We start from the raw sequence: 22,137 nt of genomic DNA, 5'->3' as shown, positions 1-22,137 counted from the left end.
CCGTGTAAAGGTAGTATGAACTTAATTTTTGCCGTATCTAATAACTCGATAGACGAAGGTTTGGAATGTTAGTTTCTGCAAAAGCTTAAATCAGTAGGGAAATCAGCCTTAAGTTAGGTATTGGCAATTTATTTAGATGATTTTAAGTCGCTCAACTCAGTGAAACATAAGGTCTAGAAGACTGTGCCACCTACTTTGTGGGTGGCACAGTCTTCTAGACCTTATATTTAGGAGATTTCCAGTAATGAAATTACCCCCAGAATGTTGGTGCTTTGCCCGCTTCGCGGGCAAAGCACCAACATTCTGGGTAAATTCTTATGCAGAAACCTCCTTAGTAATAACTACCTACTCAATCTCAATTCGGATAAACCCAATTGTCTGGTTTGGTGTGCGCTTTGCCCGCCCCTCGAAGGAGCTTCTAAGCCGCGCTCAGGTCATTGAGTTACTGATTGAATTAGGGATAAAGCACTTAGTAGTGTTTTAGACAGGCAGATGGGGTTGTGGTGAAAGGATTCCTTCGTGCCCCTTTCACCACAACCTCATCCTCAGGCTTGAGATATGACCGAGCACGTTTAGAACTTGATTAAGGAGTTTATTTGCATTGCCTCTCAGGTAGACAGACTGAGCCAAACAACTTCTTCAGGAGGGTCGCTGCACTTCGTACATAAACAAGGTGGCATGGATCACCACGCTATATCGCTCGACTTGATACAGTGCACAAAGCACTATTGCAACCCGTTGATGTTATGGACTATCGCCGATTTGGACGAACAGAACTGGCCATGCCGGTCTTTTCCTGTGGAGGAATGCGTTACCAGTACAAATGGAAAGATGTACCCCAGGCCGAAGTCTCTGAGGACAGCCAGCAAAATCTGGAGGCGACCATTCGTCGGGCGGTAGACCTGGGAATTAACCATATCGAGACGGCTCGGGGGTATGGAACCTCTGAAATGCAGCTAGGGCGCATTCTGCCCCGCATTCCCCGCGAGAAGCTGATTGTGCAAACCAAGGTCAGTCCTACGGAGAATGCAGAGGAGTTTCGAGCAGATTTAGAGCGATCGCTCGCCTACCTGCAACTGGAGCAGGTGGATTTATTGGGAATGCACGGCATCAACACGCCGGAAATCCTGGAATGGACGCTACGGCCTGGCGGTTGTCTGGATGTGGCGCGAGAATTTCAGCGCCAGGGACGGGTTCGATTTATTGGTTTTTCGACCCATGCTCCGACGGAAGTGATTGTGCAGGCGATCGCCTCCGATCAATTCGACTACGTCAACCTGCACTGGTACTACATCAACCAGATCAACTGGGCGGCGATCGAAGCAGCAACCCAGCATGACATGGGGGTTTTCATCATCAGCCCCACCGATAAGGGGGGGCATCTGTACAGCCCACCTCAGAAGTTGGTGGATCTTTGTGCGCCTCTCAGTCCTATTGTGTTTAACAACCTATTCTGCCTGAGCCATCCTCAGGTTCATACCTTAAGCATCGGGGCTGCCCACCCTGGCGATTTTGATGAACATATTAAAACCCTGGCCTTTCTGGATCGAGTCAAAGACGTATTGCCCCCTATTCTGGATCGGCTGGAACAGGAGGCAATTCGGACGCTGGGGGAGGACTGGTATCGCACCTGGGAAGTGGGCTTACCCCGGTTGGAGGAGGTGCCGGGTCAGGTGAGTGTACGCAGCATTTTGTGGTTGCGAAATTTGGCGATCGCCTTTGGCATGGTGGACTATGCCAGAGCCCGTTACAACATGCTGGGGAATGCAGGACACTGGTTCCCTGGTAACAAGCTGACCCATGCAACGATGCCGGAGCTACAGGCATGCTTGAGCCGTAGCCCCCACGCAGAGAAGCTCCCAGCATTTTTGCAGGAAGCCCATGAGCTGTTGGGCGGTGCTGAAGGGCGACGCCTGATGCAGTCGTAAGAAAGGCAAGTGGACTTTTTTGTGGGGAGTGCGGCTAAGTCGTACTCCCCACAAAATCGGGTTTGATGCTGTACGAAATCCTCAAAGCGGACGTTGGCGCGGAATGCCAACCCCTCTGGGGAAGCGTTCCGGTGTAGGGGCGACTTTGTCGAGATGAATGCAGTGGCGCAGACTTTGGCTCAGTGGCGTCGTCAGGGCATCAACTCGGAAAAGTTGACCTCCCAATTGGGCGATCGCGCCCTCCAGCTCCTGTTCCTCCTCTGGCGTCCATTGGCCCCGATACAGGATGGCTCGTCCGCCTTGTTTTAGCAGGGGGAGTGCATACTCTGCACAGACGTTCGCAGGGGCGACTGCCCGAAGTAGAGCCAGATCGTACTGCTCACGGTGTGTGGGGTGCTGACCCAACGCTTCAGCCCGCTCGGTGATTGGAATAACATTGGTGAGCCCCAGGGAGTGGGCCAGGGTTTCGAGAAAGGCGATCTTTTTGCGGGTGGCGTCGAGGAGAGTAATCGTACTTTCAGGGAAGGCGATCGCGGCAGGGAGGCCCGGAAAGCCGCCCCCGGTGCCGATGTCAATAATGCGGGTGGGAGGCGGTGTCGTTTGAGTGAGATAGCCCTGTAGCCCACTGAACGAATCCCAAACATGCTTCTCCCAGAATTCTTCGGGGGCCGTGATACGGGTCAGGTTCAAGACCTGATTTCCCTCCAAAACGCCCTGATAGAGCTGTTGTAGTAACTCCTGCTGGATGGGTGTAGGGACCCACTGAAGGGTCGATTGCCACAGGTCGGTTTGGGAGGGGAGGGAGGGGGGGGATTCGATCATTAATGGGATGAGAGATGGGTGGATGGAGCAGGGGAGTGGACGGGAGAAGTCGTGGAGTGAGATGGGTTAGCTGGCCTGGGGGACGGGATTGGTGATGAGGCGCCCATGATCGATGATCCAGCAATGGTCAGCGATCGCCGCCATATCTCCCGCATCGTGGGAGACGACAAGTAGGCTCCACTCCGTTTTGAGTTTGCGGAGGACGCTCACGAGTTGTTGGCGCATTGACCAGTCTAGACCCGCCGTAGGTTCGTCGAGCATGAGCAGGAAGGGTTGTCGGATCAGTTGTACGGCCAGGGCCAGCCGCCGTTGTTGGCCGCCGCTGAGGGCTTGGGGGGAGGTATTGCGGGGCAAGTGATTGAGCCCGACTTCCTGAAGGGTTTGTTCGATGCGATCGCTCTTCACATCAGGATGGCCCAACCGCAACTCTTCCAGCAGGGTGCCCCCACAAAAATGCCGTTCAGGAAACTGGAAGACGAGCCCCCCCAACTGCCGTAGATCGTCAGGGTTCAGTTCCTGATCGCGCCACAATACCTGGCCAGAGGTTTGCTTTGCTAAACCTGACAAGATTTCTAGTAAGGTGCTCTTTCCGGAGCCACTAGGGCCGATAATCAGGCCCATTTGCTGAGGGCCTAGCTCCAGGTTGATGTCTTGTAGGATGGGGTTTGGGGTAGCGGCTGGGTGATAGGCCAGGTCTTTGACGCGAAGCATTCGGTGTCAGTCTAAAAGGCTTTATCCATTGTGGCAAACTCTGAGATACCCGCAAACAATCAGGGGTTCGTGGTATTTGTCTGGGGAGGGCTAAAATTCCAGGGTTTGCGATCGCCACACGACAGTAAAACATGAACTTTAGCCCTAGTCCTCTGTCAAGAAGTTTTTGAGGGGTCGTAGACCCCTCAAAAACTTCTCAGATTTAATGTTCAAGTGTGGGGGTACCCCACACTTGAACATTGACAGACCACGAGTTGGTTGGGTCAGAGAGACTATAGCCCTATAAAAAACGCCTAGGTCTGAGTGCGTAGCGCTATAAGCTGGCCTGACTAGATAACTGATGAACTAAGTTTGGGATAGGCGAAGTACCTGTTTTTGGGTGTGCTTCCCAGGCGAAATTCATGTTTTTGAGTGCTACGCAATATGCAGCACTCGATGGCGCATCCCACTTTTGCAATCTGGAAACCCATTTTTGTAAGTGAAGCGGGCTTCGCCCGCTTCACTTACAAAAATGGGATGCGCCCGCACTCGAAAATATCCTGAATCCAAACTCCGGTTATGAACGGTAAAACAGGTCGCAAGATTTTGCTGAAAAGGCTTCGGATTGTGTCTTTCCAAAATGTTATGACAGATGTAATTTGTACCTCTCGGCGAGTTTGAATCCTACCTTTTAGAATGGCGTGGGAACCCTTGATAGGCCCCTTTTCGTCAATGGCACCAGCTGAGCCCCGACGGGTGACGCTGCCCTCATCCTCCTCTTATGCAACGTCGCACACGGTCTGAAACTATGGTTGACTCTCAGGTTTTTCGGGGAGATCGCTCCCCTAAGAGCAAGTTTTTGGAGCAGGGGCGCTGGAAGCCTCTGAAGCGATGGGCTGCTACCTTTGTGGGCGGCTGTGCGATCGCCCTCAGTCTGTTGGGTGAAGCGGCTCTGGCCGATCCCTTCCGTGCGGCTCAACCCCACGCTGTGGGTGAGCAGGCCGAAGCCGCCTTCAATGCCATGTTTAAGGAGGGTGACTATAAACAGGCTCGGGAACTGCTTCGCACGGCCGAGGATGATGAGCCCCTGACCCATGCCCTGCGGGCAGCGATCGCTTACCTGGGCGAAGATTGGGACATTTTAGAGCGCAGCAGCGTGCGCACCCGCGAAAGCGCTGAGGCATTGGTTGATGCCGATCCGCTGCGAGGTCATCTTTATATTGCGGTAGGCCACTTCCTGGAAGGGGCGTATATTGCCCACGATCAGGGCTTGCTGGAGGCAACACCTACCCTGCTGCGGAAACTTCAGCAGGTGTTTAGCAACCTCAACGATGCTGAAAAGATTAACCCCGATGACCCAGAACTGAATCTGGTGCGTGGCTTTATGGATCTGATGCTGGCGGTAAACCTGCCCTTTTCAGACCCAGCTCAGGCGATCGCCCGTCTCCAGGAAAAAGCTGGCCCAGACTATATGGCAAACCGGGGAATTGCAATTGGATACCGCGACTTGAATCAATTTGACGATGCGATTCGGGCTGTTGATTCTGCCCTCGCAGACACTCCAGATAACCCTGATTTGCTTTACCTCAAAGCCCAAATCCTGGTACGCCAGGGGCAAGATCAGGCCAGCCTGGATTATTTTCAGCAAGCTCTGCAATATCGCGATCGATTGGTAAAACAGGTCGGCAACCGCCTGGCCTGGGAAGAGTGCCGCACACGCAACCGAATTGGCGGAGTGCCCGATGCGGAAAGTCGGACTCAATGCAGTGCTCTCATTAATTAACCTCAATTTGGGATCAGCCCAAACCTCATTTTGGTGTGCGCCAAAATGAGGTATCTCGAAGGGTACGCCCCTCGGAAAAATCCCTTAATTCAAGCTCAGGTTCATTTAAAAGGAGAGGCGAACGAAGTTCGCCTCTCCTTCTACGAAGGGAACAAAGCCCTATGCCTATGCCTGTACCGTGAACCCGTTCCGGGATAGGTCGGGGCTGCCCGTCAGAACTGCAAACTGGCCGCCTGAGCCAAAACCACTTTGGCTACCGTTTTCGTTGTAAAACAGACGGCCATTGCTGGTGTTGTAGACAATTAGCGCTCCACTACGGGTTACTGCAGCATCCTCGCTGACTCTGGCAAATTCGCTTGAGCGAAGCCCCTCGCCCACCCCACTCTGAAGTTTACGGAATACCGTTTTATCTAGAACGATGCGATCGCCCTCATCCCCGGTAAAATCGGCGATCGTGTCCACCCCAAGCCGGGCCTGGCTGAAGGATTGATTCGCTGTAAAACGGAATGCATCGGCTCCATCGTTGCCCACTAAGCGGTCATTTTCCCGGCCTCCGACCAGGGCATCGTTCCCCTTACCACCACGCAGGGTATCCTTCCCGCTGCGGCCATCAATCCAATCTGCACCATCCTGGCCATTGATGGCATCATCGGAATTGTTAAACCCGCGTACCCAGTTGGCACGATCGTTTAAAAACGTGGTCGTGTCTCGCCGCCAGAGGGTTTGCCGAGACGAGTTGGCATCAAATACGTCAAAGCTGTCGCGTACTTGCCTCTGCCCATTGAAGATGATGTTCCCCAGCCCTGAAGGGAAGTTCTCCAGGTTTTCCAGGGCAAAATCCTGCAATACGATGCGGGTGTTCGCAACTCCCTCAAAGGCCAGCACCAGATCCGCACCTTGTTGTTGCAGCAACATACGACGGGGATCTAACCCAGAGCCAATAAGCCTCAGGGTATCCAATTCAGCTTTTTCGGTTGTGCTGAGGGAACCTGTACCATAGCCACCGAAATTCGCAATTTCTACCGTTCCATCTCCGGTACGTACGGTAAAGCTGCGTCGTCCCCCTGCCCCAGATAGCGTTGGCGTTTCGCTGCTGGGGTCAATTGCCCAGACGCCATTTCCCGCGATAAACATGAGCTGCCCATTGACTACAGCGAGCCCACGGGGGTAAGAACCTGCGCTACCTGGATTCAGGTCTGCAACGAGAGAAGTGCCGGCTGCTGTGCCATCAGTAACCCAGAGTTCAAACCCATGGGATAGGTCATAGCCTTGGAAGTATGTTTTTCCAGCCAGCGAGGTAAAACCAGACGGGACGGTTTCGTAATAGGCGTTGCCACCTTCGTTCGCCTCGAAGAAGTCATCGTCACTGACCCCTGCCATTAAACGACGGGTACCCGCTGCTGTTCCATCCGTTACCCATAACTCGTTGTAATTGGCGTTGAAAAGAACTCGGCCATTGGCCATATAGAAGTCAAAAGGGCGAGAGCTGCCACTGGCATTCAGATCTTTCAATAACTGGGTGCCTGCTGCAGTGCCATCGCTGATCCAAAGCTCCGAACCACCAGCAGCGTTTGTGCTGGAGCGGAATATGGCCTTACCATCCAGGATCGCCGGGACAACAGTGTTGTAATTAGGTGGCCGATCTACCAGTTCAAAATCGATATCAGCTAGACGTCGAGTGCCGGCTACCGTGCCATCTGTAACTCCCAGGAAGCTGGTCCCTGCAAAGAAAACTTTGTCACCAGCCGCGATCGCCCCCACCCCTACTTCATAAAAATCGGTGTCATACAGCTTTTGGGTACCCGCAGTCGTACCGTTGGTAATCCACAGATCCATATTGCCGTCCTGGTCACCGGCAAAAAACACCATGCTGCCGTCCGCCGTGTAAGTTCCTCGGTATATCTCGCTTACGGACTCTGGACCACTTCTAATGTCTTTGAGCAGGTGAGTGCCTGCTGCTGTTCCATCCGTGACCCAAAGCTCTCTTCCTACGGTTTCGTCGTAGGCTTTGAATATCAGACGATTGCCAACCTGCCCTAGAAGGGATGGGTATGACGAAACATCCCCCTCTGCAATATCCATTAAGAGTTGCGTACCTTCGGGGGTGCCATCGCTGATCCAAAATTCCCGCCCGGTGGCATCGGTGTAGGCCGAGAATAGGAGGCGACCGCCCAAGACAACGAAGTTATTAGAGTCGGAGCCTTTCTCAGGTGATGTATTGGGTTGCAAATCGTCTAAGACCCGGGTGCCGGTTTGAGTGCCATCACTAATCCAGGGCTCAAAGGCTCCATCGGTCCCAAAGGAGAAGACCAGTTTCCCGTCGAACACTGTGGGCCGTTGGGTTTCCAGGCTGAATTCGAGCTCCTGATAGGTACCAGGATTTGGCCCCGAGAGCCGTCGGGTACCCGCATCAGTGCCATCGGTAACCCATAGGTACGCGCCCCCCGGAGTGGCCCCTGTGCCTTGTTGGTAAGTGAAGAAATAGACTTGATTTCCAATGCTTCCAACTGTGCCGATCAAAGCTCCAGTGTGGTTAATGGCGCGGGTACCCTCTACGGTGCCATCCAGAACCCAGAGGTGGCGATCGCGTACACCTTCATCAGGGTAAAGATCATCGCTCTCTTCAACAGCAACGTAGGTTAGATCATTGACAGCAGTAAAGCTGCTACTGATGTAAGCGGTACCAGGTGCGAAATTCAGGATTTGGAGTGGAGCTGTGGACATATTGCCTCCCAAAGAATGAGGGTTTTGGCCAACCAAATAGATTTAAGAAAATGCTCGGGCCAACAACCAAAAATTAATCTTGAAGTTAAAACGTGTCTGAAGCCTGCCGAAATGGACTGATTTTCTATGAAAATGCGCACAAAGATTACTGCCTCAAACATTTTCTGTAGAGGCAAACTCAACATATGAAGAAATGAGCGATTACAGTCTCTCTATTTGGGCGTATTTACAAAGAAACCCTGATAGTTTGAAAACCAATAAACCAACACAAACGCTCTACCAAAAGTTAGATATTGAAAGCTCTTACCTTTGGCCTATGAAAAGGGCTGGCAAGACAAAATCTATGCCTTTTGGGAACCACCACGACATCATTGCAATAAACGTACAATACGTATCTTTACAGAAGAATCCGTAGTAATACTTACTCTCATGCCCCTAATTTATCTCAAGAAATGTGTTGCTTCAAATAGCCTTGACAATTTCTTTACAGTAATTTCATCTGTCTTTAGAGAGGTAAATAAGGAGATATTTTCTAGTAACTAATGAAATTAAAAATTATTCCTTAAATGTTCCGTTCAGGCCTCGCTTGCTCGTGATGGGATCGTTATCTTAATCCTTGGAGTTATGGGTTTGTCGCCATGGTGCTGATACACACCCCAGATTGGGTTAAACATGCTGTTTTCTATCAAATTTTCCCCGATCGCTTTGCCCGGGCTATCCCTCCTGGCGGGCCATTACCTGCAGAACGGGTGCCTCTTGAACCGTGGAATGATCCGCCTACTTTGCAGGGTTACAAAGGCGGTAATTTCTGGGGCATTATTGAAAAGCTCGATTATTTACAAGATCTCGGTTTTACCGCTATTTACTTTACGCCCATTTTTCAATCCACCTCAAACCATCGCTATCACACCCACGATTACTATCAGATTGACCCCCTATTAGGGGGGAATGTGGCTTTTGAGAAGCTACTCAATGCTTGCCATGCGCGAAACATGAAGGTGGTGCTAGATGGTGTGTTTAACCATGCCAGCCGGGGCTTTTTCTTCTTCAATGACATTCTTGAAAATGGCTCCTTTTCCCCCTGGGTAGATTGGTTCCAAATTGAGAGCTGGGGCTTATCGGCCTACGATGGATCTCTCCCCGCTAACTATGTTGGTTGGGCTGGGAACCGTGCTCTCCCTGTGTTCAATCACAAAAATCCTGCTGTGCGCGACTACATTATGCAGGTGGGCGAACATTGGATTCGCCAGGGAGCGGATGGATGGCGTCTAGATGTACCCTTTGAGGTGAAAGAGCCCGGATTCTGGCAAGAATTTCGCGATCGCATCAAAGCTGTAAACCCCGAGGCCTACATTGTTGGGGAAGTTTGGGAAAACGCCACCGAATGGCTAGAGGGCGACCAGTTTGACGGGGTAATGAACTATCCGTTAACGGCCGCTAACATCGCTTTTGTAGGAGGCGATCGCGTCGTCATGGATCTGGTGCTGGACCGTTCCTATGAACCCTACCCAGCCCTCTCTGCTCAGGGCTATGCCGAGAAGGCTCACGACATCTTCCACCGCCATCCCTGGGACATTGCCCTGACCCAGCTCAACCTGCTGGATAGTCATGACACAGCTCGTTTGTTGTCGATTGTGGGGGGCGATCGCCCGGCCATGGAGTTGGCAACTCTGCTGATGTTCACCTCCCCCGGTGCCCCCTGCGTCTACTACGGCGACGAAGTGGGTCTGGAAGGCTGGCTCGACCCCGACTGCCGCCGAGGTTTCCCCCCAGAAGACGAGTGGGACCGGCAAGTGCTGGACTACCATCGTCGTCTGATTGCGTTGCGGCATCAGTATCCCTGTCTCCGGTTAGGCGGCTATCGCATCCTGTATGCTGAGGGCCTGGTCTACGCCTTTGCCCGTCAACACCAGGGTGAGACGCTGATTGTGGTCGTCAATGCTGACACAGAGCCACAAAAAGTGGCCATCACCCTCAACGAAACTATGGACTCTGTCTCTCAACATGTTCTCTACGGCTCCGGAACCGTAGACCGGCAAGGAGATACCCTCCATATTTCCCTTGGAGGCCGTCAGGGGCTTGTAATTGCCTAGTTACGGGCTTGAGTGACAACCATTCAGAAGAAGAGGACGGGTGCAATGCATCTGTCCTCTTCTCTTAGGAGATTTCTGAGAAACAATATCCCCATTATTTGGAAAAAAGGCGCGGCGAAGCCGCGCCTTTTTTCCAAATAATGGGGAAGTTCTTATCTGGAAATCTCCTTAGACCTACTGCGTGAATCGTTATACCAATCTAAAGACCAAACCAGTGCAGATGTTTGTAAGGAAATGGTTCTACGAGCCATTTCCTTACAAACATCTGCACTGGCTTCTGTTCAAATTGGTATTACAACATGAAGCCGTGCAACGATTCACGCAGTAGGTCTCTTGAATGGCTGTATTAGCTTTAGAGCGCGTAGCGCCTAGAACCAGAGTGCGTCAGGCCATCACCTGAGTCGGGTTGACTATTGCTTGATTAATTCAACAATGGCTGTGACTAACTCTATGGGATCAACGGGTTTAGGGATGTGAAGTTGATAGCCTGCGGCGATCGCCCGCTCCCGATCTTCCTTACGGGTAAAGGCTGTCAAAGCAATGGCTGGAATGGTCCCTCCAACGCCTGCTTCCCAGGCTCGTACCCGGGACATAAAGACATACCCATCTTCCTGGGGCATCCCAATGTCAGACAGAATGACCGCGGGTTTCCACGCCGTAATCGTTTCAAATGCCTCTGCTGCAGAGCTACAGCTTTTAACCTCAGCCCCCTGTTGCATCAGCACGGCGGCGATAAATTCGCGGGCATCCCGTTCATCGTCAACAACTACGACCCGCACATCGGGTAGTTTATTGGCTTCCAAAACTGACAGATTTGGATTTTGGGTGGTTAGAGCCTGGGGCGATCGCCGCCGTATTGACGGAGATATTGTGGTGATGGGAAAGCGAAGAGTAAAAATTGCTCCTTGGCCGGAGCCGGGGCTATCCGCCTCAACTGTGCCGCCATGCATTTCCACTAGATGCCGAACGATAGCCAATCCCAGTCCTAACCCTCCAAATTCCCGAGTCGTCGAACTGTCTGCCTGACGGAAGCGGTCAAATACATGGGGCAAAAACTCTGGCTTAATGCCCCGACCCGTGTCGCGAATCACAACCTCGGTAAACGAGTCAATCGATTGCACCTCAGCCGTTACTTGCCCTCCCCGTGGGGTGAACTTGACCGCATTAGACAACAAGTTCCACACGACCTGTTGTAAGCGGTTTTGGTCCCCCATGATGGGCTCTATGGTGGACAACCGATGTAGATACAGCTCAATATCTTTGGCTTCAGCCGCATGCCGAATGGAGTCCATAGCACTGGCAACCACGCTGGAAAAATCCAGGGGCTGGGTTTCGAGCCGCAGTTTACCGGTAATAATCCGCGATGTGTCTAGCAGATCATCCACTAAATGGGCTTGAACTTTGGCGTTACGCTCGATGGTGGCGATCGCCTGCTCCATCTTCTCCCCTTCTAATCGCCCCGTTCGCAGTAGCGTACTCCAGCCCAAGATGGCGTTCAGCGGCGTTTTCAGTTCATGGGAAATGGTAATTAGAAATTCATCTTTCAGACGGTTGGCGGTTTCTGCCTCAGCCCGGGCTGCCTCAGCTCGGGCTAAGTGCTCGGCTCGCTCTTGCTCCCGTTGGGTCAGCAACTGAGCCGAACGCTCCAGCGCTTTTCCCAACAACGCTACTTCCAGAATGGCTGAAAAGCCAACTTTGGGGTCTTCCCCTTGGGCGAGGGCTTCAGCTCCGGCTGTTGCGGAGGCAATGCTACGAGAAATGCGATCTGAGAGGGCGAGCGCTCCTCCAATACTGAACAATAACAAGACCACCCCCGAGCCGACTACCAATCCCATGGCTTGCCGCGCCGGACCATGAACGACATCGATGGGAACAATTACCGCCGCCGTCCACCGAGAATCGCTCAGCCGATGAAAGGCCATATAAACCCGTTCACCTTCTAAGCTTGTATTTTGGTAGATGCCTTCTGTGCTAGAGGCAATTTGTTCTAGAAATAGGGGTGTCCCCCGTTGCCCCACAAACCGTTCAGGCGAGCGGGTACGGGCAACGACGATGCCAGCACTATCAACGATGGTGCGAGTCCACTCGCCATCAATGGGAGCCTGAGTTTCTACCGTACTGGTCAGAGCTTGGGGGGTAATGACGGCTGTCAGAACGTACCGTAATTCACCATCACGAAGTACAGGCACCCGAATGGGAAAGGCCATGGTTTGAGTAAGCGTACCAACGGCTAAGTCTCCAATCGCCGGCTTACGAGTCTGTACGACGCGCCAAAAGCTACCTCGCTCATTGATGGACGGCAACGGTTTGCCAAATGGCTGTCGAGCATTAACTAATTGCTGGCCGTTGGGTGCAACCAGAACGATGGTCATCCAGGTGGGCTGGGTTTTCAGAACCCTTCGGATCTCGGTATGAAAGCCCTTAAGGTCATCCTGCTCCAACCTTTCAGATTCAGCTAAAGCCTGGAGAGTTCTGACGGTGCTGGAGGTTTCTTGTTCAACCGTCTCCGCTAATGTACGGGCCGCCAGAACTGTGCGCCGTTCAGTGGCTTCTTGCTCCTCTATGGATAGCTTCTGGACAATGACAACGGCAAACAAGGCTACGGGCAGTAAAGACCCCGCGATCAACACCACGAGGTGCCACTTAAGGGGCCAAGGCTGGCGGCCTATCTTTTGGAAAGGGTTCTTGCGGAGACGCAATGCGCTTCTTGCTGTGGGAGGATTCTAAACTTATCTATTCTGTCATGCCCTCTGGAGAGATAAATAAAGTGGGTAGCCAAAATGCTTAAACTAATAAATCGGCTCGAGGGTTAAAAGTCTCGACCTGGCGGAGTTTTTCGTAGAGTTCCTTTTCGGGTTCGCTGATGTCACGGGGAACCAGCACCAGAACTTCTACAATCTGGTCGCCCCGTCGCCCTTCAATGGGATAGCCCTTGCCCGACATCCGCAATTTCTGGCCACTGCGAACTCCCGCAGGAATCATCATTTTGACCAGGCCATCTAGAGTTGGCACTTCGATCGCTCCCCCCAGCACCGCTTCACTGGGAGTAACCGGAATCTGGCAGTAGACATCGGCCCCCTGAAGGCGGAAGAGGGGATGGGGAGCCAGGTTGATTTTGAGAAACAGATCGCCGCCATTCACGCCCTGGCCTTTCAGTCGAATTTTCTGACCGTCCAGCATACCAGCGGGCATGTTGACCTCGAGCGATCGCCCATCCTCCAGACGAATCCGCTCACGACCTCCCGCATAGGCTTTGTCTAGCGGTACGGTGAGACGAGCTTCGGCATTGCGGGGGGTAGCGCGGGGCACCGTGTACGCTGTTTTGCTGGTACCCGGTCGATAGGGGTCACGCTCCGCAGCAGGACGCGGCGCTCCGACCTCATCATCCCGACGGTTTAGGAGTTGATCAACGAAGGTGTTGAAGTCGCGATATTGACTAAAGTCGACCTCGTCAGGCGCTTTACGGGGGCGATCGGCCCATTTGCGAGTACGAGTGGCCGCGTTACCTGCCGTTTGGAATCCACTTTGTTTCCAAAAACGACTGAACTGGTCATACTTGGCCCGCTTCCCGGTGTCCGACAGAACCTCGTAAGCTTCGCCAATTTCCTTAAACCGTTCCTCCGCCGCCTGATCCCCTGGATTCAAGTCCGGATGGTACTGGCGGGCCAATTTACGGTAGACTCGCTTGATTTCTTCAGGGGTTGCGTCCTTCCCAACTCCTAAAATTTGATAGTAATTCCGAAAATTTTGCATTCAAGTAGCACAGGGGTAAGACACGAAAGGTTAAGGCAGACAGCGGAAGGTAGATGCCCCGTTACAGCCAGTTGTCGTCATCATCGTCGTCATCCCAAGCACCCCGACTGCGGCCAGGCAAGGGGCGATCCTCCACAGGGCGACGGTCAGAGGGGGCTGGGGGTAAGCTATCACGGCGGGCATCGCTCGGTCGACGATCTCCATTATCGCGATTCTCGCGATCGAGGTTACGCGCTGGCTCACGGCGACTGGGGGAGTCGCTCCAGGCATCGTCGTCATCCCACCGTTCAGTTGGCTGCTGAACAGGACGGTTCGTGGGACGAGCTGGGGCATCCCAATCATCCGAACGGTCCGTGACAGGACGGTTAGCAGGACGGGCTGGAGTATCCCAGTCATCGTTGCGATCGCGCCGGGCAGCGGGGCGTGCCGGCCGTTCATCCCGACGACTCTCATCCCAACCATTATTACGAGGAGGGTTAGAGCGGCGGTTATTGCGATCGCCTGTGGGAGCATCCCAATTATCCCGAGCAGCCGGACGGCGATCGCTCGTAGGCTCATCCCAATCATCGCGAGCGGCGGGGCGACGATCTACCGGATTGTCCCAATTATCCCGAGCCGCAGGACGGCGATCGTTGTTGCTAGACCACCGATCACTGGGGTTATCCCAGTTATCCCGAGCGGCGGGGCGGCGATCTACCGGGTCATCCCAATTATCTCGAGCCGCCGGGCGACGGTCATTTAGCGGATTGTCCCAATTATCCCGAGCGGCCGGACGACGATCAGTGGAGCGGCTGTCCCAGTTGTCGCGAGGTGCCGGACGGCGATCGCTACTCCAGGGATCACGACGCTCATCCCAGGGATCACGACGGTTGCCCCAGGAGTCGCCGCGCTCGTCCCAGCGGGAGTTGTAGTCGCGATCGCTGCGGTAGAAGAAATCGTCGTCTTCCTCATCTCCAAACAAGGTGCGCTTGATGGAGCCCAGGATCCCTTCGCCTTCCTCCTCCTTATTGAAGTCGTAGATCTCCTGCTGCAACTCGTACAGGGCATCGCGTAGGTCTGCCTCGGCGACGTCAATGCTGCGATCGTCGTCTTTCTTGAGGGCGTCGCGTAGCTCTTGAACCAGGTTCTCGATGCGGCGACGGTGGTTGCTGGCAAACTGCATGCCAAAATCTAACGCCACTTCCCGCAGTTGCCGTTCAGCCTGGTAGGTGAGTGCTTCGGCACGGGTACGCTTCTCGACCTGCTCCCGCCGCTGACGGTCTTGCTGGGCAAACTTCTCGGCGTCCTGAATCATCCGCTGCACTTCATCTTCAGCCAGGGTGGATGCTCCCTGGATGGTGATGCCTTGCTCCCGGCCTGTGGTTTTGTCCACTGCCGTTACTTGCAGAATGCCATTGGCATCAATGTCGAAGGAAACCTGCACCTGAGGTACCCCTCGGGGAGCCGGGGGAATCCCCATCAGCTTGAAGCGGCCCAGAGATTTGTTGTCCGAAGCCATTTCACGCTCCCCTTGCAGGGCATGAACTTCCACCATCGTCTGATTATTCTCGGCGGTGGAAAAGATGTCGGAACGCCGCACCGGAATTGTAGTGTTACGGGGGATCAGCTTCTTCATCACCCCACCAATGGTCTCCAACCCCAGGGATAGGGGGGTTACATCCAGCAGCAGAATGTCGCGCACTTCCTGGGTCAGGATGCCTGCCTGGATCGCGGCACCGACTGCCACCACCTCATCAGGGTTAACGTTCTCGTTAGGCTCCCGGTCGATGAGCGATCGCACCAGCTCTTTCACCATGGGCATGCGAGTGCTACCCCCTACCAGCACCACCTCATCAATATCGCTGGGGCGAAGGTTAGCGTCGCGTACAGCCTGTTTAACCGGACCCCGCAGACGGCTGACCAGATCGGTGCACAGCCCTTCAAACGTGGAGCGGGTCAATCGGGTTTCTAAATGCTTTGGCCCATCTTCCGTGGCGGTAATAAAGGGCAAGTTGATTTCAGAAACGCTAACGCCCGATAGCTCAATCTTGGCTTTCTCGGATGCTTCCATGAGGCGCTGAAGGGATTGGCGATCGCGCCGCAAATCAATATTCTCTGCTTCTAGAAATTGGTCCGCCAGCCAATCTACAATCTTCTTGTCGAAGTCGGTACCCCCAAGCTGGGTGTCTCCGGCTGTAGCCTTGACCTCAAACACACCATCCCCGACTTCCAGGATAGAGACGTCGAAGGTGCCACCCCCCAGGTCGAAAACTAGAATGGTCTGGTTGTCAGCTCGATCCAGCCCATAGGCCAGCGATGCGGCGGTAGGCTCGTTAATAATACGCTTGACTTCCAGCCCCGCAATACGGCCTGCATCACGGGTGGCCTGACGCTGGGAGTCGTTGAAGTAGGCCGGCACCGTGATAACGGCCCCCGTGACCGGTTCCCCCAGATAGCGGCTGGCTTCATCTGCCAACTTCCGCAAAATCATGGCAGAAATTTCTTCGGAAGCAAATTCTTTTTCGAGACGGGGACATTTGATTTTGACGTTGCCGTTTTCGTCGCGCCGCAGGGTATAGGGTACGCGCTTCGAGTCGGGGCTAATTTCGCTGTAGCGCCGACCGATATAGCGTTTGACCCCATAGAACGTATTTTGAGGATTGAGGACTGATTGGCGACGAGCCATCTGCCCTACCAGGAGTTCTCCCTCCTTGCTGAAGGCCACCACCGATGGCGTCGTTCGCATTCCCTCGGCGTTGGCAATGACGATCGGTTTCCCGCCCTCCATGACGGCAACTACAGAGTTGGTTGTGCCCAAATCAATGCCGACGACCTTGCCCATGCGTAGCGATGCTCCTCGCGAGTATCGTAATGTTGCGAACTGCTAATTCATCCATTCTATATTGCCAGCGTTTGGGCAATGAACGTGGGTGGTTGAGATACGGATTTCCTCCTTTTTTATAGTCTCGATCTTGTCGACTGAAACCCGTACGGTAGGCGCACTGCATGCGATGTCCTTACCATAGGGGTTTCAGCTTATACAGCATCTTCCGGTCTGGTGGGGTGCCAGGGGTGGATGTGGGACAAAGCCCCGTATCTGTGCTCTCGTCCCTCACCAGATTCAGAAAGGGTTATAAATCTATTTTCGGAAATAATGCCAGCTAGCACTGGATTGAGACACGGATGGGCATCCCCCTGGATATTTACATACTCTATCGATTGCAACGGGAAGAGGCTGGGTGTGAGCATTTTCTTCTGTTAAAAGTTGAGCGGCCTGGTTTTCGGAATGCCATTGAGCCAGAGTATGAGGCGGCGATCGCTACAGCAGAGCATAAACAAGCTCATTTGCTGTCCATTTACCAAACCCAAGTCTTACCCCACGAATGCCCAGGTAAGCACTTATTAGCACGGGTCGGCGAACTCCAATCTCGACCGGTTGGCGAGGAATTGCTAGAGGATGGCGGAGGGTTTTACGTTGAGCTGTGGGTAGCAGAAACCCGGTTTGGTCATCCCTGGGTTGTGATGGGTACGGCCAGGAATGAGGAGGAATTCTGGCAGAGAGTTGAGGAGGATGAGGACCTGGTGAGCCTGGGAGCAATCAGACCTGCTGTGAAGCGGCGGGTCTGGTTTCTAACGGAGCATCGGAAAGCGGGTTAAAGGTGGGCGATCGCCCCTAACGCGAATACATTCCCCTTCAGCTGTAGCCCTGTTGCGCAACAGGGCTACAGCTGAAGGGGAACTTTATAAAAAAGGGCGCTCCCCGAAGGAAGCGCCCATCAATTCATTTTGGCTCGATACAGACTAAAGATTAACCGTTGATAGCAGGAGCGGTCAGAGCGACAGGAGCAGCCTCACCAGCAGCCAAGTCGAGAGGGAAGTTGTGAGCGTTGCGCTCGTGCATCACTTCCATACCCAGGTTCGCGCGGTTCAGAATGTCCGCCCAGGTGTTCACTACCCGACCCTGAGAATCCAGAATCGACTGGTTGAAGTTGAACCCGTTCAGGTTGAACGCCATCGTGCTGATACCCAGCGCGGTGAACCAGATTCCCACTACAGGCCATGCACCCAAGAAGAAGTGCAGTGCGCGAGAGTTGTTGAAGGACGCGTATTGGAAAATCAGACGACCGAAGTAACCGTGGGCTGCCACGATGTTGTAGGTCTCTTCTTCTTGTCCAAACTTGTAACCGTAGTTCTGAGACTCAGTCTCGGTGGTCTCACGCACCAGAGAAGAGGTCACAAGAGAACCGTGCATCGCAGAGAATAGAGAACCACCGAACACACCCGCTACACCCAGCATGTGGAAGGGGTGCATCAGAATGTTGTGCTCTGCCTGGAACACGAACATGAAGTTGAAGGTACCAGAGATACCCAAGGGCATCCCGTCAGAGAAGGAACCTTGACCGATGGGGTAGATCAGGAACACTGCGGTTGCGGCTGCAACAGGTGCAGAGTAAGCAACGCAGATCCAGGGACGCATACCGAGGCGGTAGGACAGTTCCCACTCACGACCCATGTAGCAGAAGACGCCGATCAAGAAGTGGAACACAACCAGTTGGTAGGGACCACCGTTGTAGAGCCACTCATCGAGGGAAGCAGCTTCCCAGATGGGGTAGAAGTGCAGACCAATGGCGTTGGAAGACGGAACAACCGCGCCAGTGATGATGTTGTTGCCGTAGAGCAGAGAACCTGCAACAGGCTCACGGATACCGTCGATGTCCACAGGAGGAGCCGCGACGAAGGCAATGATGTAGCAGATGGTGGCGGTGAGCAGAGTGGGGATCATCAGAACGCCGAACCAGCCTACATAGAGGCGGTTGTTGGTGCTGGTGACCCAGTTGCAGAACTGCTCCCACACATTGGCGCTCTCGCGCCGTTGAAGGGTTGTTGTCATGATGAATTAGTGCAAGTAAAGGACGAATTGACTTGGGTTATGTATGTCCTAATATTAACCAGGCCGTTAACTTTTGTAAAGTAGTTTTAACGGAATTGTTGGGAAATCTCGTCCAATAGGGGCGGTTTTCCGGACTGAACCCTGACGCCATATGGTTTGTACGAGATACAGCAGTGTTACAGAACTTGTAGAAGGAGAGGGGTAGAGCTTCTCTTCTTCTACAAACTGTCTGGCGATCGCCGGCCACGATACCTGACCTCAGTGCATCTGGAGCATTTTTGTTAGGGGTAGTGTGCTTTGCACACTACCCCTAACAAAAATGCGTGAGCCCTCCAGGTGAGCTATTAAATTGCATTTGGGAAATAATGGCGCATGATGGCCTCATAGGCTTCGTTCACCCGTTGGGCGCGCTCTTTGCTGCCACCTGTATCGGGGTGGGCCGTTTTCATAGCCTGGCGATAGGCATGCTTGAGGGATTCCAGGGAGATGGGTGTAAAGGGGCCGATGTTGAGCACGGCCAGGTAATCGCTGAGGGCATTGCCGGGGCAGCGCTGCTGGGGGTTAGGCTGTTGGGAGCTATAACCTGAGCGGGAGCCACCCTGCCGTTGTTGCTTGCCGTGTTGAACGATTTGTTCGAGAGCGGCGATCGCTTCCGTCTCCCACCCAAACAGCTTGAACACCTCTCGAAAGCGGCCCACCTTTTTACTTAGACGTTCTAACTCCTGGAGCCAGGGGTATTGGGGATGGGTTGCCATCTGCCAGAGGGCTTCGTAGGCAGAGTAGCCCCCGATCCTGTAGATGTAGTAGCGATCGCCAGTTCGAGGATCGATATGGCAGCCAAACTGATGCAGCACATCGGCTCCACTGAACCCAATGCCATCCTCACCGTGGATTAAATTATAGAGTTGAGCCAGGGTAGAGTTCAGGCGACGGGCCCAATCTAATTCACACAAGGCGATCCAGTCAGGGGTAAAGAATAGGGGTGTTTCAGCATTGCTTTCCCGATGGCTGTTGCTGTACTGCTCATAGTCGCCCACGGTGCCAAAAGTTTCCTTGATGCGCTGGATCCATTCCGTTTCTGAATGGGGAGACGGAGTTTCTTCAGGAGTGTCCCACTGAGCTCCTAGTTGGTCCAACTGAGATTGGAGGGCATCCATACGTTCCGTTAGACGGGTGGCGATCGCCTCCATCTTCTCAGCGACCTGGTTCACCATCTGACCTACAACCATAGCGGCCTGAGCTTCCAGTAGCTCTCGGAGCATAGTGGGATCAATGGGGGGCGTGGTAGGGGCCGGTGGTGGGGGTGACGAACTGGCTTGAATGCGGATTTCTAGCGATCGCTGGTGCTCCGTGAGCTGCTTGAGGGTTTCTGTCAATGTTTGAATTTGCTGACCCATCTGCTTCAACATATCCACCTCAACGGGCAGGTTGAGCTGCCCTAAGGAGCGTGGAGTGCGGCGGGTGTAGAGGAAGCGATCGCCCTCCTCTGGCTGAAAGATCAGTAAGTCCGCTTCAATGCCAGGTTGGGCGTTGTTAAAGACGAGGGTAACCTTTCCAGATTGATAGCCGAATTTGCCTGTTTGCCAGTCTTCTATTAAAGTTTTGCAGAACAGGCGCAGGGGAAAGTCGGTAGCTTGCTTACCCAGTTTGATTTTGCCTTCTTCAAAGCGCACAAAGCGCCCGGAAAGGTCGGCGATCGCCTCCTCCAGGGTCGCTGCCTTAAGCAGATGATTAACTTTAATTGGCTTTACTGGTGCAGCCATGCCGGACATTGAATGGGGTCAGCGTTGCCGCGATTTTATTGTAGAAAGAAACGTTTAGATGGCGGGGAAATTAATGAATAAGTTTAAATCTTTTGAGGGCAAATCATTGGCTACTGTTTTAAGTACAAAACTAGTATAAAGTTGTTGGTGCCAATTGTTTTCCCCTAAAATACTGTTTTTCAGTAAACAACATCTAGGGCTCTTTTTGAGAGAAGCCGTTCTTATAAAGCATTTTCCGGCCTAATGAAGTACGAGGGAGGGATGTGGGACGTCGCCCCACATCCCTCCCTCGTATTTTGTTAAATTAGAAGTTAGATCTAGCTCAGTTCAATTAATCACAAAATCCCAAGCTTACTCAGGTATTTCTAAGAAACAGTTTTGAACAGGTGAAACAGCAATAAGATTCTTAACTTATATCAGAGTAAATCTGAAGCTTGATAGATTGGACGGTACATTGCATATAGGGTACAGCATCCAATTCATCAAGCTTCAGATTCAAAAGTTGTTGACAAAATGCTTGGGAAGACTTTCAGTCGTCAATTTTTTTGAGCAATAAATGCAAAAAATAATGGCTTAAACATCCCCTAAATGGAACAGATTAAAAAAATACTCAAAATCTTAATGTGTTAACTGATTGACATATTGGGACTATACGCGATACATGATGGGTTCAACCGTTATGTTAGTGGTTCACAATGCAAAGTTTTTTGAATACAAAAGCCTCTACCCGGAGGAGACGGCATGGATGGTAGCTTAATTTTGTCTAACATTCTGAATCCGCCGGTTCTGTTTTTCTTTCTAGGAATGACGGCGGTTCTTGTAAAGTCTGATTTGGAAATTCCGCCTCCTGTTCCCAAACTCTTATCCCTGTATTTGCTATTTGCAATTGGGTTTAAAGGAGGCGTTGAGCTGATCAAAAGTGGAATCACTCAGGAGGTGGTTCTGACACTTCTGGCAGCTATGTTAATGGCATGTTTTGTCCCGATCTATACGTTTTTTATCCTCAAGCTGAAGCTTGATAATTATGATGCGGCGGCGATCGCTGCCACCTACGGTTCTATTAGTGCCGTTACCTTCATCACGGCCAGCGCATTTCTGACAGAATTGGGCATTGATTTTGACGGGTACATGGTGGCCGCCCTGGCGTTGATGGAATCCCCAGCTATCATCGTGGGCCTGATTTTGGTGAACTTGTCATCAACAGAAGAAAAGCGTGATGTCGCCTGGTCTGAGGTTTTGAGAGAAGCCTTTCTGAATAGTTCTGTGTTCCTGTTGGTAGGCAGTTTGTTGATTGGGGTTGCTACTGGAGAGCACGGTTGGCAAGTGCTAGAGCCATTTGCCCAGGGTATGTTTTATGGCATCCTCACCTTCTTCTTATTAGATATGGGGCTTGTCGCTGCCAGAAGAATTAAAGACTTGCAAAAAACAGGTTTTTTTCTCATCTCATTTGCGATATTCATTCCAATCCTCAATGCTGGCCTTGGTTTGCTAATTTCCAAGCTGATCGGGATGCCTAAAGGAGATGCCCTTCTATTTGCTGTTCTCTGTGCCAGTGCTTCCTATATCGCGGTTCCAGCGGCAATGCGAATGACGGTTCCTGAGGCCAATCCAAGTTTATATGTCTCAACGGCGTTGGCAGTGACATTTCCCTTCAATATTATTGTGGGAATTCCGCTCTATTTATATGGCATTGAGTTTCTGTGGAGATGAA

The 22,137-nt window shown here is 52.6% G+C and carries 14 protein-coding genes; 6 read left to right on the top strand and 8 right to left on the bottom strand.

The genetic code is table 11. The features are described from left to right. Positions 1-244: 244 nt before the first annotated feature. Both NDI52_RS02295 and NDI52_RS02290 read left to right on the top strand, forming a co-directional pair. On the top strand, positions 245-484 hold the full coding sequence (locus tag NDI52_RS02295) for a hypothetical protein (protein ID WP_190771476.1): 240 nt from the start codon (positions 245-247) through the stop codon (positions 482-484). 262 nt (positions 485-746) lie between these two features. Continuing rightward, the gene (locus NDI52_RS02290) at positions 747-1,928 is read left to right on the top strand and encodes an aldo/keto reductase (RefSeq protein ID WP_190771475.1); all 1,182 of its coding nucleotides are present in this window, start codon (positions 747-749) and stop codon (positions 1,926-1,928) included. Between the two features lie 81 nt (positions 1,929-2,009). Here NDI52_RS02290 and rsmG read toward each other — a convergent pair whose 3' ends face one another. Both rsmG and NDI52_RS02280 read right to left on the bottom strand, forming a co-directional pair. Next, positions 2,010-2,750 carry a 16S rRNA (guanine(527)-N(7))-methyltransferase RsmG gene (gene rsmG / locus NDI52_RS02285; RefSeq protein ID WP_190771474.1) on the bottom strand — a complete coding sequence of 247 codons (741 nt, stop codon included), beginning with the start codon at positions 2,748-2,750 and terminating at the stop codon, positions 2,010-2,012. 66 nt (positions 2,751-2,816) lie between these two features. Beyond that, positions 2,817-3,461, bottom strand: a complete 645-nt coding sequence (locus NDI52_RS02280) for an energy-coupling factor ABC transporter ATP-binding protein (protein WP_190771473.1) — start codon at positions 3,459-3,461, stop codon at positions 2,817-2,819. A gap of 787 nt (positions 3,462-4,248) precedes the next feature. On the opposite strand from NDI52_RS02280, the gene NDI52_RS02275 reads away from it, so the two are divergent. Continuing rightward, on the top strand, positions 4,249-5,223 hold the full coding sequence (locus tag NDI52_RS02275) for a Sll0314/Alr1548 family TPR repeat-containing protein (protein ID WP_190771472.1): 975 nt from the start codon (positions 4,249-4,251) through the stop codon (positions 5,221-5,223). A gap of 165 nt (positions 5,224-5,388) precedes the next feature. Here NDI52_RS02275 and NDI52_RS02270 read toward each other — a convergent pair whose 3' ends face one another. Then, complete coding sequence (locus NDI52_RS02270) at positions 5,389-7,947, bottom strand: ELWxxDGT repeat protein (RefSeq protein ID WP_190771471.1); 2,559 nt, start codon at positions 7,945-7,947, stop codon at positions 5,389-5,391. Between the two features lie 641 nt (positions 7,948-8,588). Between NDI52_RS02270 and NDI52_RS02265 the strand changes: the two genes are divergently transcribed. After that, on the top strand, positions 8,589-10,040 hold the full coding sequence (locus NDI52_RS02265; RefSeq protein WP_190771478.1) for an alpha-amylase family glycosyl hydrolase: 1,452 nt from the start codon (positions 8,589-8,591) through the stop codon (positions 10,038-10,040). 410 nt (positions 10,041-10,450) lie between these two features. Here NDI52_RS02265 and NDI52_RS02260 read toward each other — a convergent pair whose 3' ends face one another. The 3 genes from NDI52_RS02260 to dnaK form a co-directional block, all read right to left on the bottom strand. Continuing rightward, positions 10,451-12,673 carry an ATP-binding protein gene (locus NDI52_RS02260; protein ID WP_348256314.1) on the bottom strand — a complete coding sequence of 741 codons (2,223 nt, stop codon included), beginning with the start codon at positions 12,671-12,673 and terminating at the stop codon, positions 10,451-10,453. A gap of 151 nt (positions 12,674-12,824) precedes the next feature. Continuing rightward, entirely contained in the window at positions 12,825-13,793 is a 969-nt protein-coding gene (locus tag NDI52_RS02255) for a J domain-containing protein (RefSeq protein WP_190771469.1), read from the bottom strand. A gap of 61 nt (positions 13,794-13,854) precedes the next feature. Beyond that, positions 13,855-16,614 (bottom strand): molecular chaperone DnaK, encoded by a 2,760-nt coding sequence (gene dnaK, locus NDI52_RS02250; protein ID WP_190771468.1) that lies wholly within the window; start codon positions 16,612-16,614, stop codon positions 13,855-13,857. Between the two features lie 341 nt (positions 16,615-16,955). Here dnaK and NDI52_RS02245 point away from each other — a divergent pair, with 341 nt between their 5' ends. Then, positions 16,956-17,429, top strand: coding sequence for a hypothetical protein (locus NDI52_RS02245; protein WP_190771467.1), 474 nt, complete (start codon positions 16,956-16,958; stop codon positions 17,427-17,429). Positions 17,430-17,580: 151 nt separating this feature from the next. Here the strand turns inward: NDI52_RS02245 and psbA are convergent, their stop codons facing one another. Beyond that, positions 17,581-18,663, bottom strand: a complete 1,083-nt coding sequence (psbA, locus tag NDI52_RS02240) for a photosystem II q(b) protein (RefSeq protein WP_190770234.1) — start codon at positions 18,661-18,663, stop codon at positions 17,581-17,583. 344 nt (positions 18,664-19,007) lie between these two features. Continuing rightward, complete coding sequence (locus NDI52_RS02235) at positions 19,008-20,426, bottom strand: J domain-containing protein (RefSeq protein WP_190771466.1); 1,419 nt, start codon at positions 20,424-20,426, stop codon at positions 19,008-19,010. Between the two features lie 741 nt (positions 20,427-21,167). Here NDI52_RS02235 and NDI52_RS02230 point away from each other — a divergent pair. Then, positions 21,168-22,136: a sodium-dependent bicarbonate transport family permease gene (locus NDI52_RS02230; protein WP_190771465.1), complete on the top strand. Its 969-nt coding sequence runs from the start codon at positions 21,168-21,170 to the stop codon at positions 22,134-22,136. Position 22,137: the final 1 nt, after the last annotated feature.

This window comes from Leptolyngbya sp. PL-A3 (genome assembly GCF_039962325.1).
In the GTDB taxonomy this organism is placed as follows: Bacteria; Cyanobacteriota; Cyanobacteriia; order Elainellales; family Elainellaceae; genus Vacuolonema.
This window is presented reverse-complemented; position numbering and strand designations above follow the sequence as displayed.

Coding starts and splice junctions, on each gene's coding strand:
- NDI52_RS02295 (WP_190771476.1), top strand. CDS start 245: ATGAAATTACCCCCAGAATGTTGGTGCTTTGCCCGCTTCGCGGGCAAA.
- NDI52_RS02290 (WP_190771475.1), top strand. CDS start 747: ATGGACTATCGCCGATTTGGACGAACAGAACTGGCCATGCCGGTCTTT.
- rsmG (WP_190771474.1), bottom strand. CDS start 2,750: ATGATCGAATCCCCCCCCTCCCTCCCCTCCCAAACCGACCTGTGGCAA.
- NDI52_RS02280 (WP_190771473.1), bottom strand. CDS start 3,461: ATGCTTCGCGTCAAAGACCTGGCCTATCACCCAGCCGCTACCCCAAAC.
- NDI52_RS02275 (WP_190771472.1), top strand. CDS start 4,249: ATGGTTGACTCTCAGGTTTTTCGGGGAGATCGCTCCCCTAAGAGCAAG.
- NDI52_RS02270 (WP_190771471.1), bottom strand. CDS start 7,947: ATGTCCACAGCTCCACTCCAAATCCTGAATTTCGCACCTGGTACCGCT.
- NDI52_RS02255 (WP_190771469.1), bottom strand. CDS start 13,793: ATGCAAAATTTTCGGAATTACTATCAAATTTTAGGAGTTGGGAAGGAC.
- dnaK (WP_190771468.1), bottom strand. CDS start 16,614: ATGGGCAAGGTCGTCGGCATTGATTTGGGCACAACCAACTCTGTAGTT.
- NDI52_RS02245 (WP_190771467.1), top strand. CDS start 16,956: ATGGGCATCCCCCTGGATATTTACATACTCTATCGATTGCAACGGGAA.
- psbA (WP_190770234.1), bottom strand. CDS start 18,663: ATGACAACAACCCTTCAACGGCGCGAGAGCGCCAATGTGTGGGAGCAG.
- NDI52_RS02235 (WP_190771466.1), bottom strand. CDS start 20,426: ATGGCTGCACCAGTAAAGCCAATTAAAGTTAATCATCTGCTTAAGGCA.
- NDI52_RS02230 (WP_190771465.1), top strand. CDS start 21,168: ATGGATGGTAGCTTAATTTTGTCTAACATTCTGAATCCGCCGGTTCTG.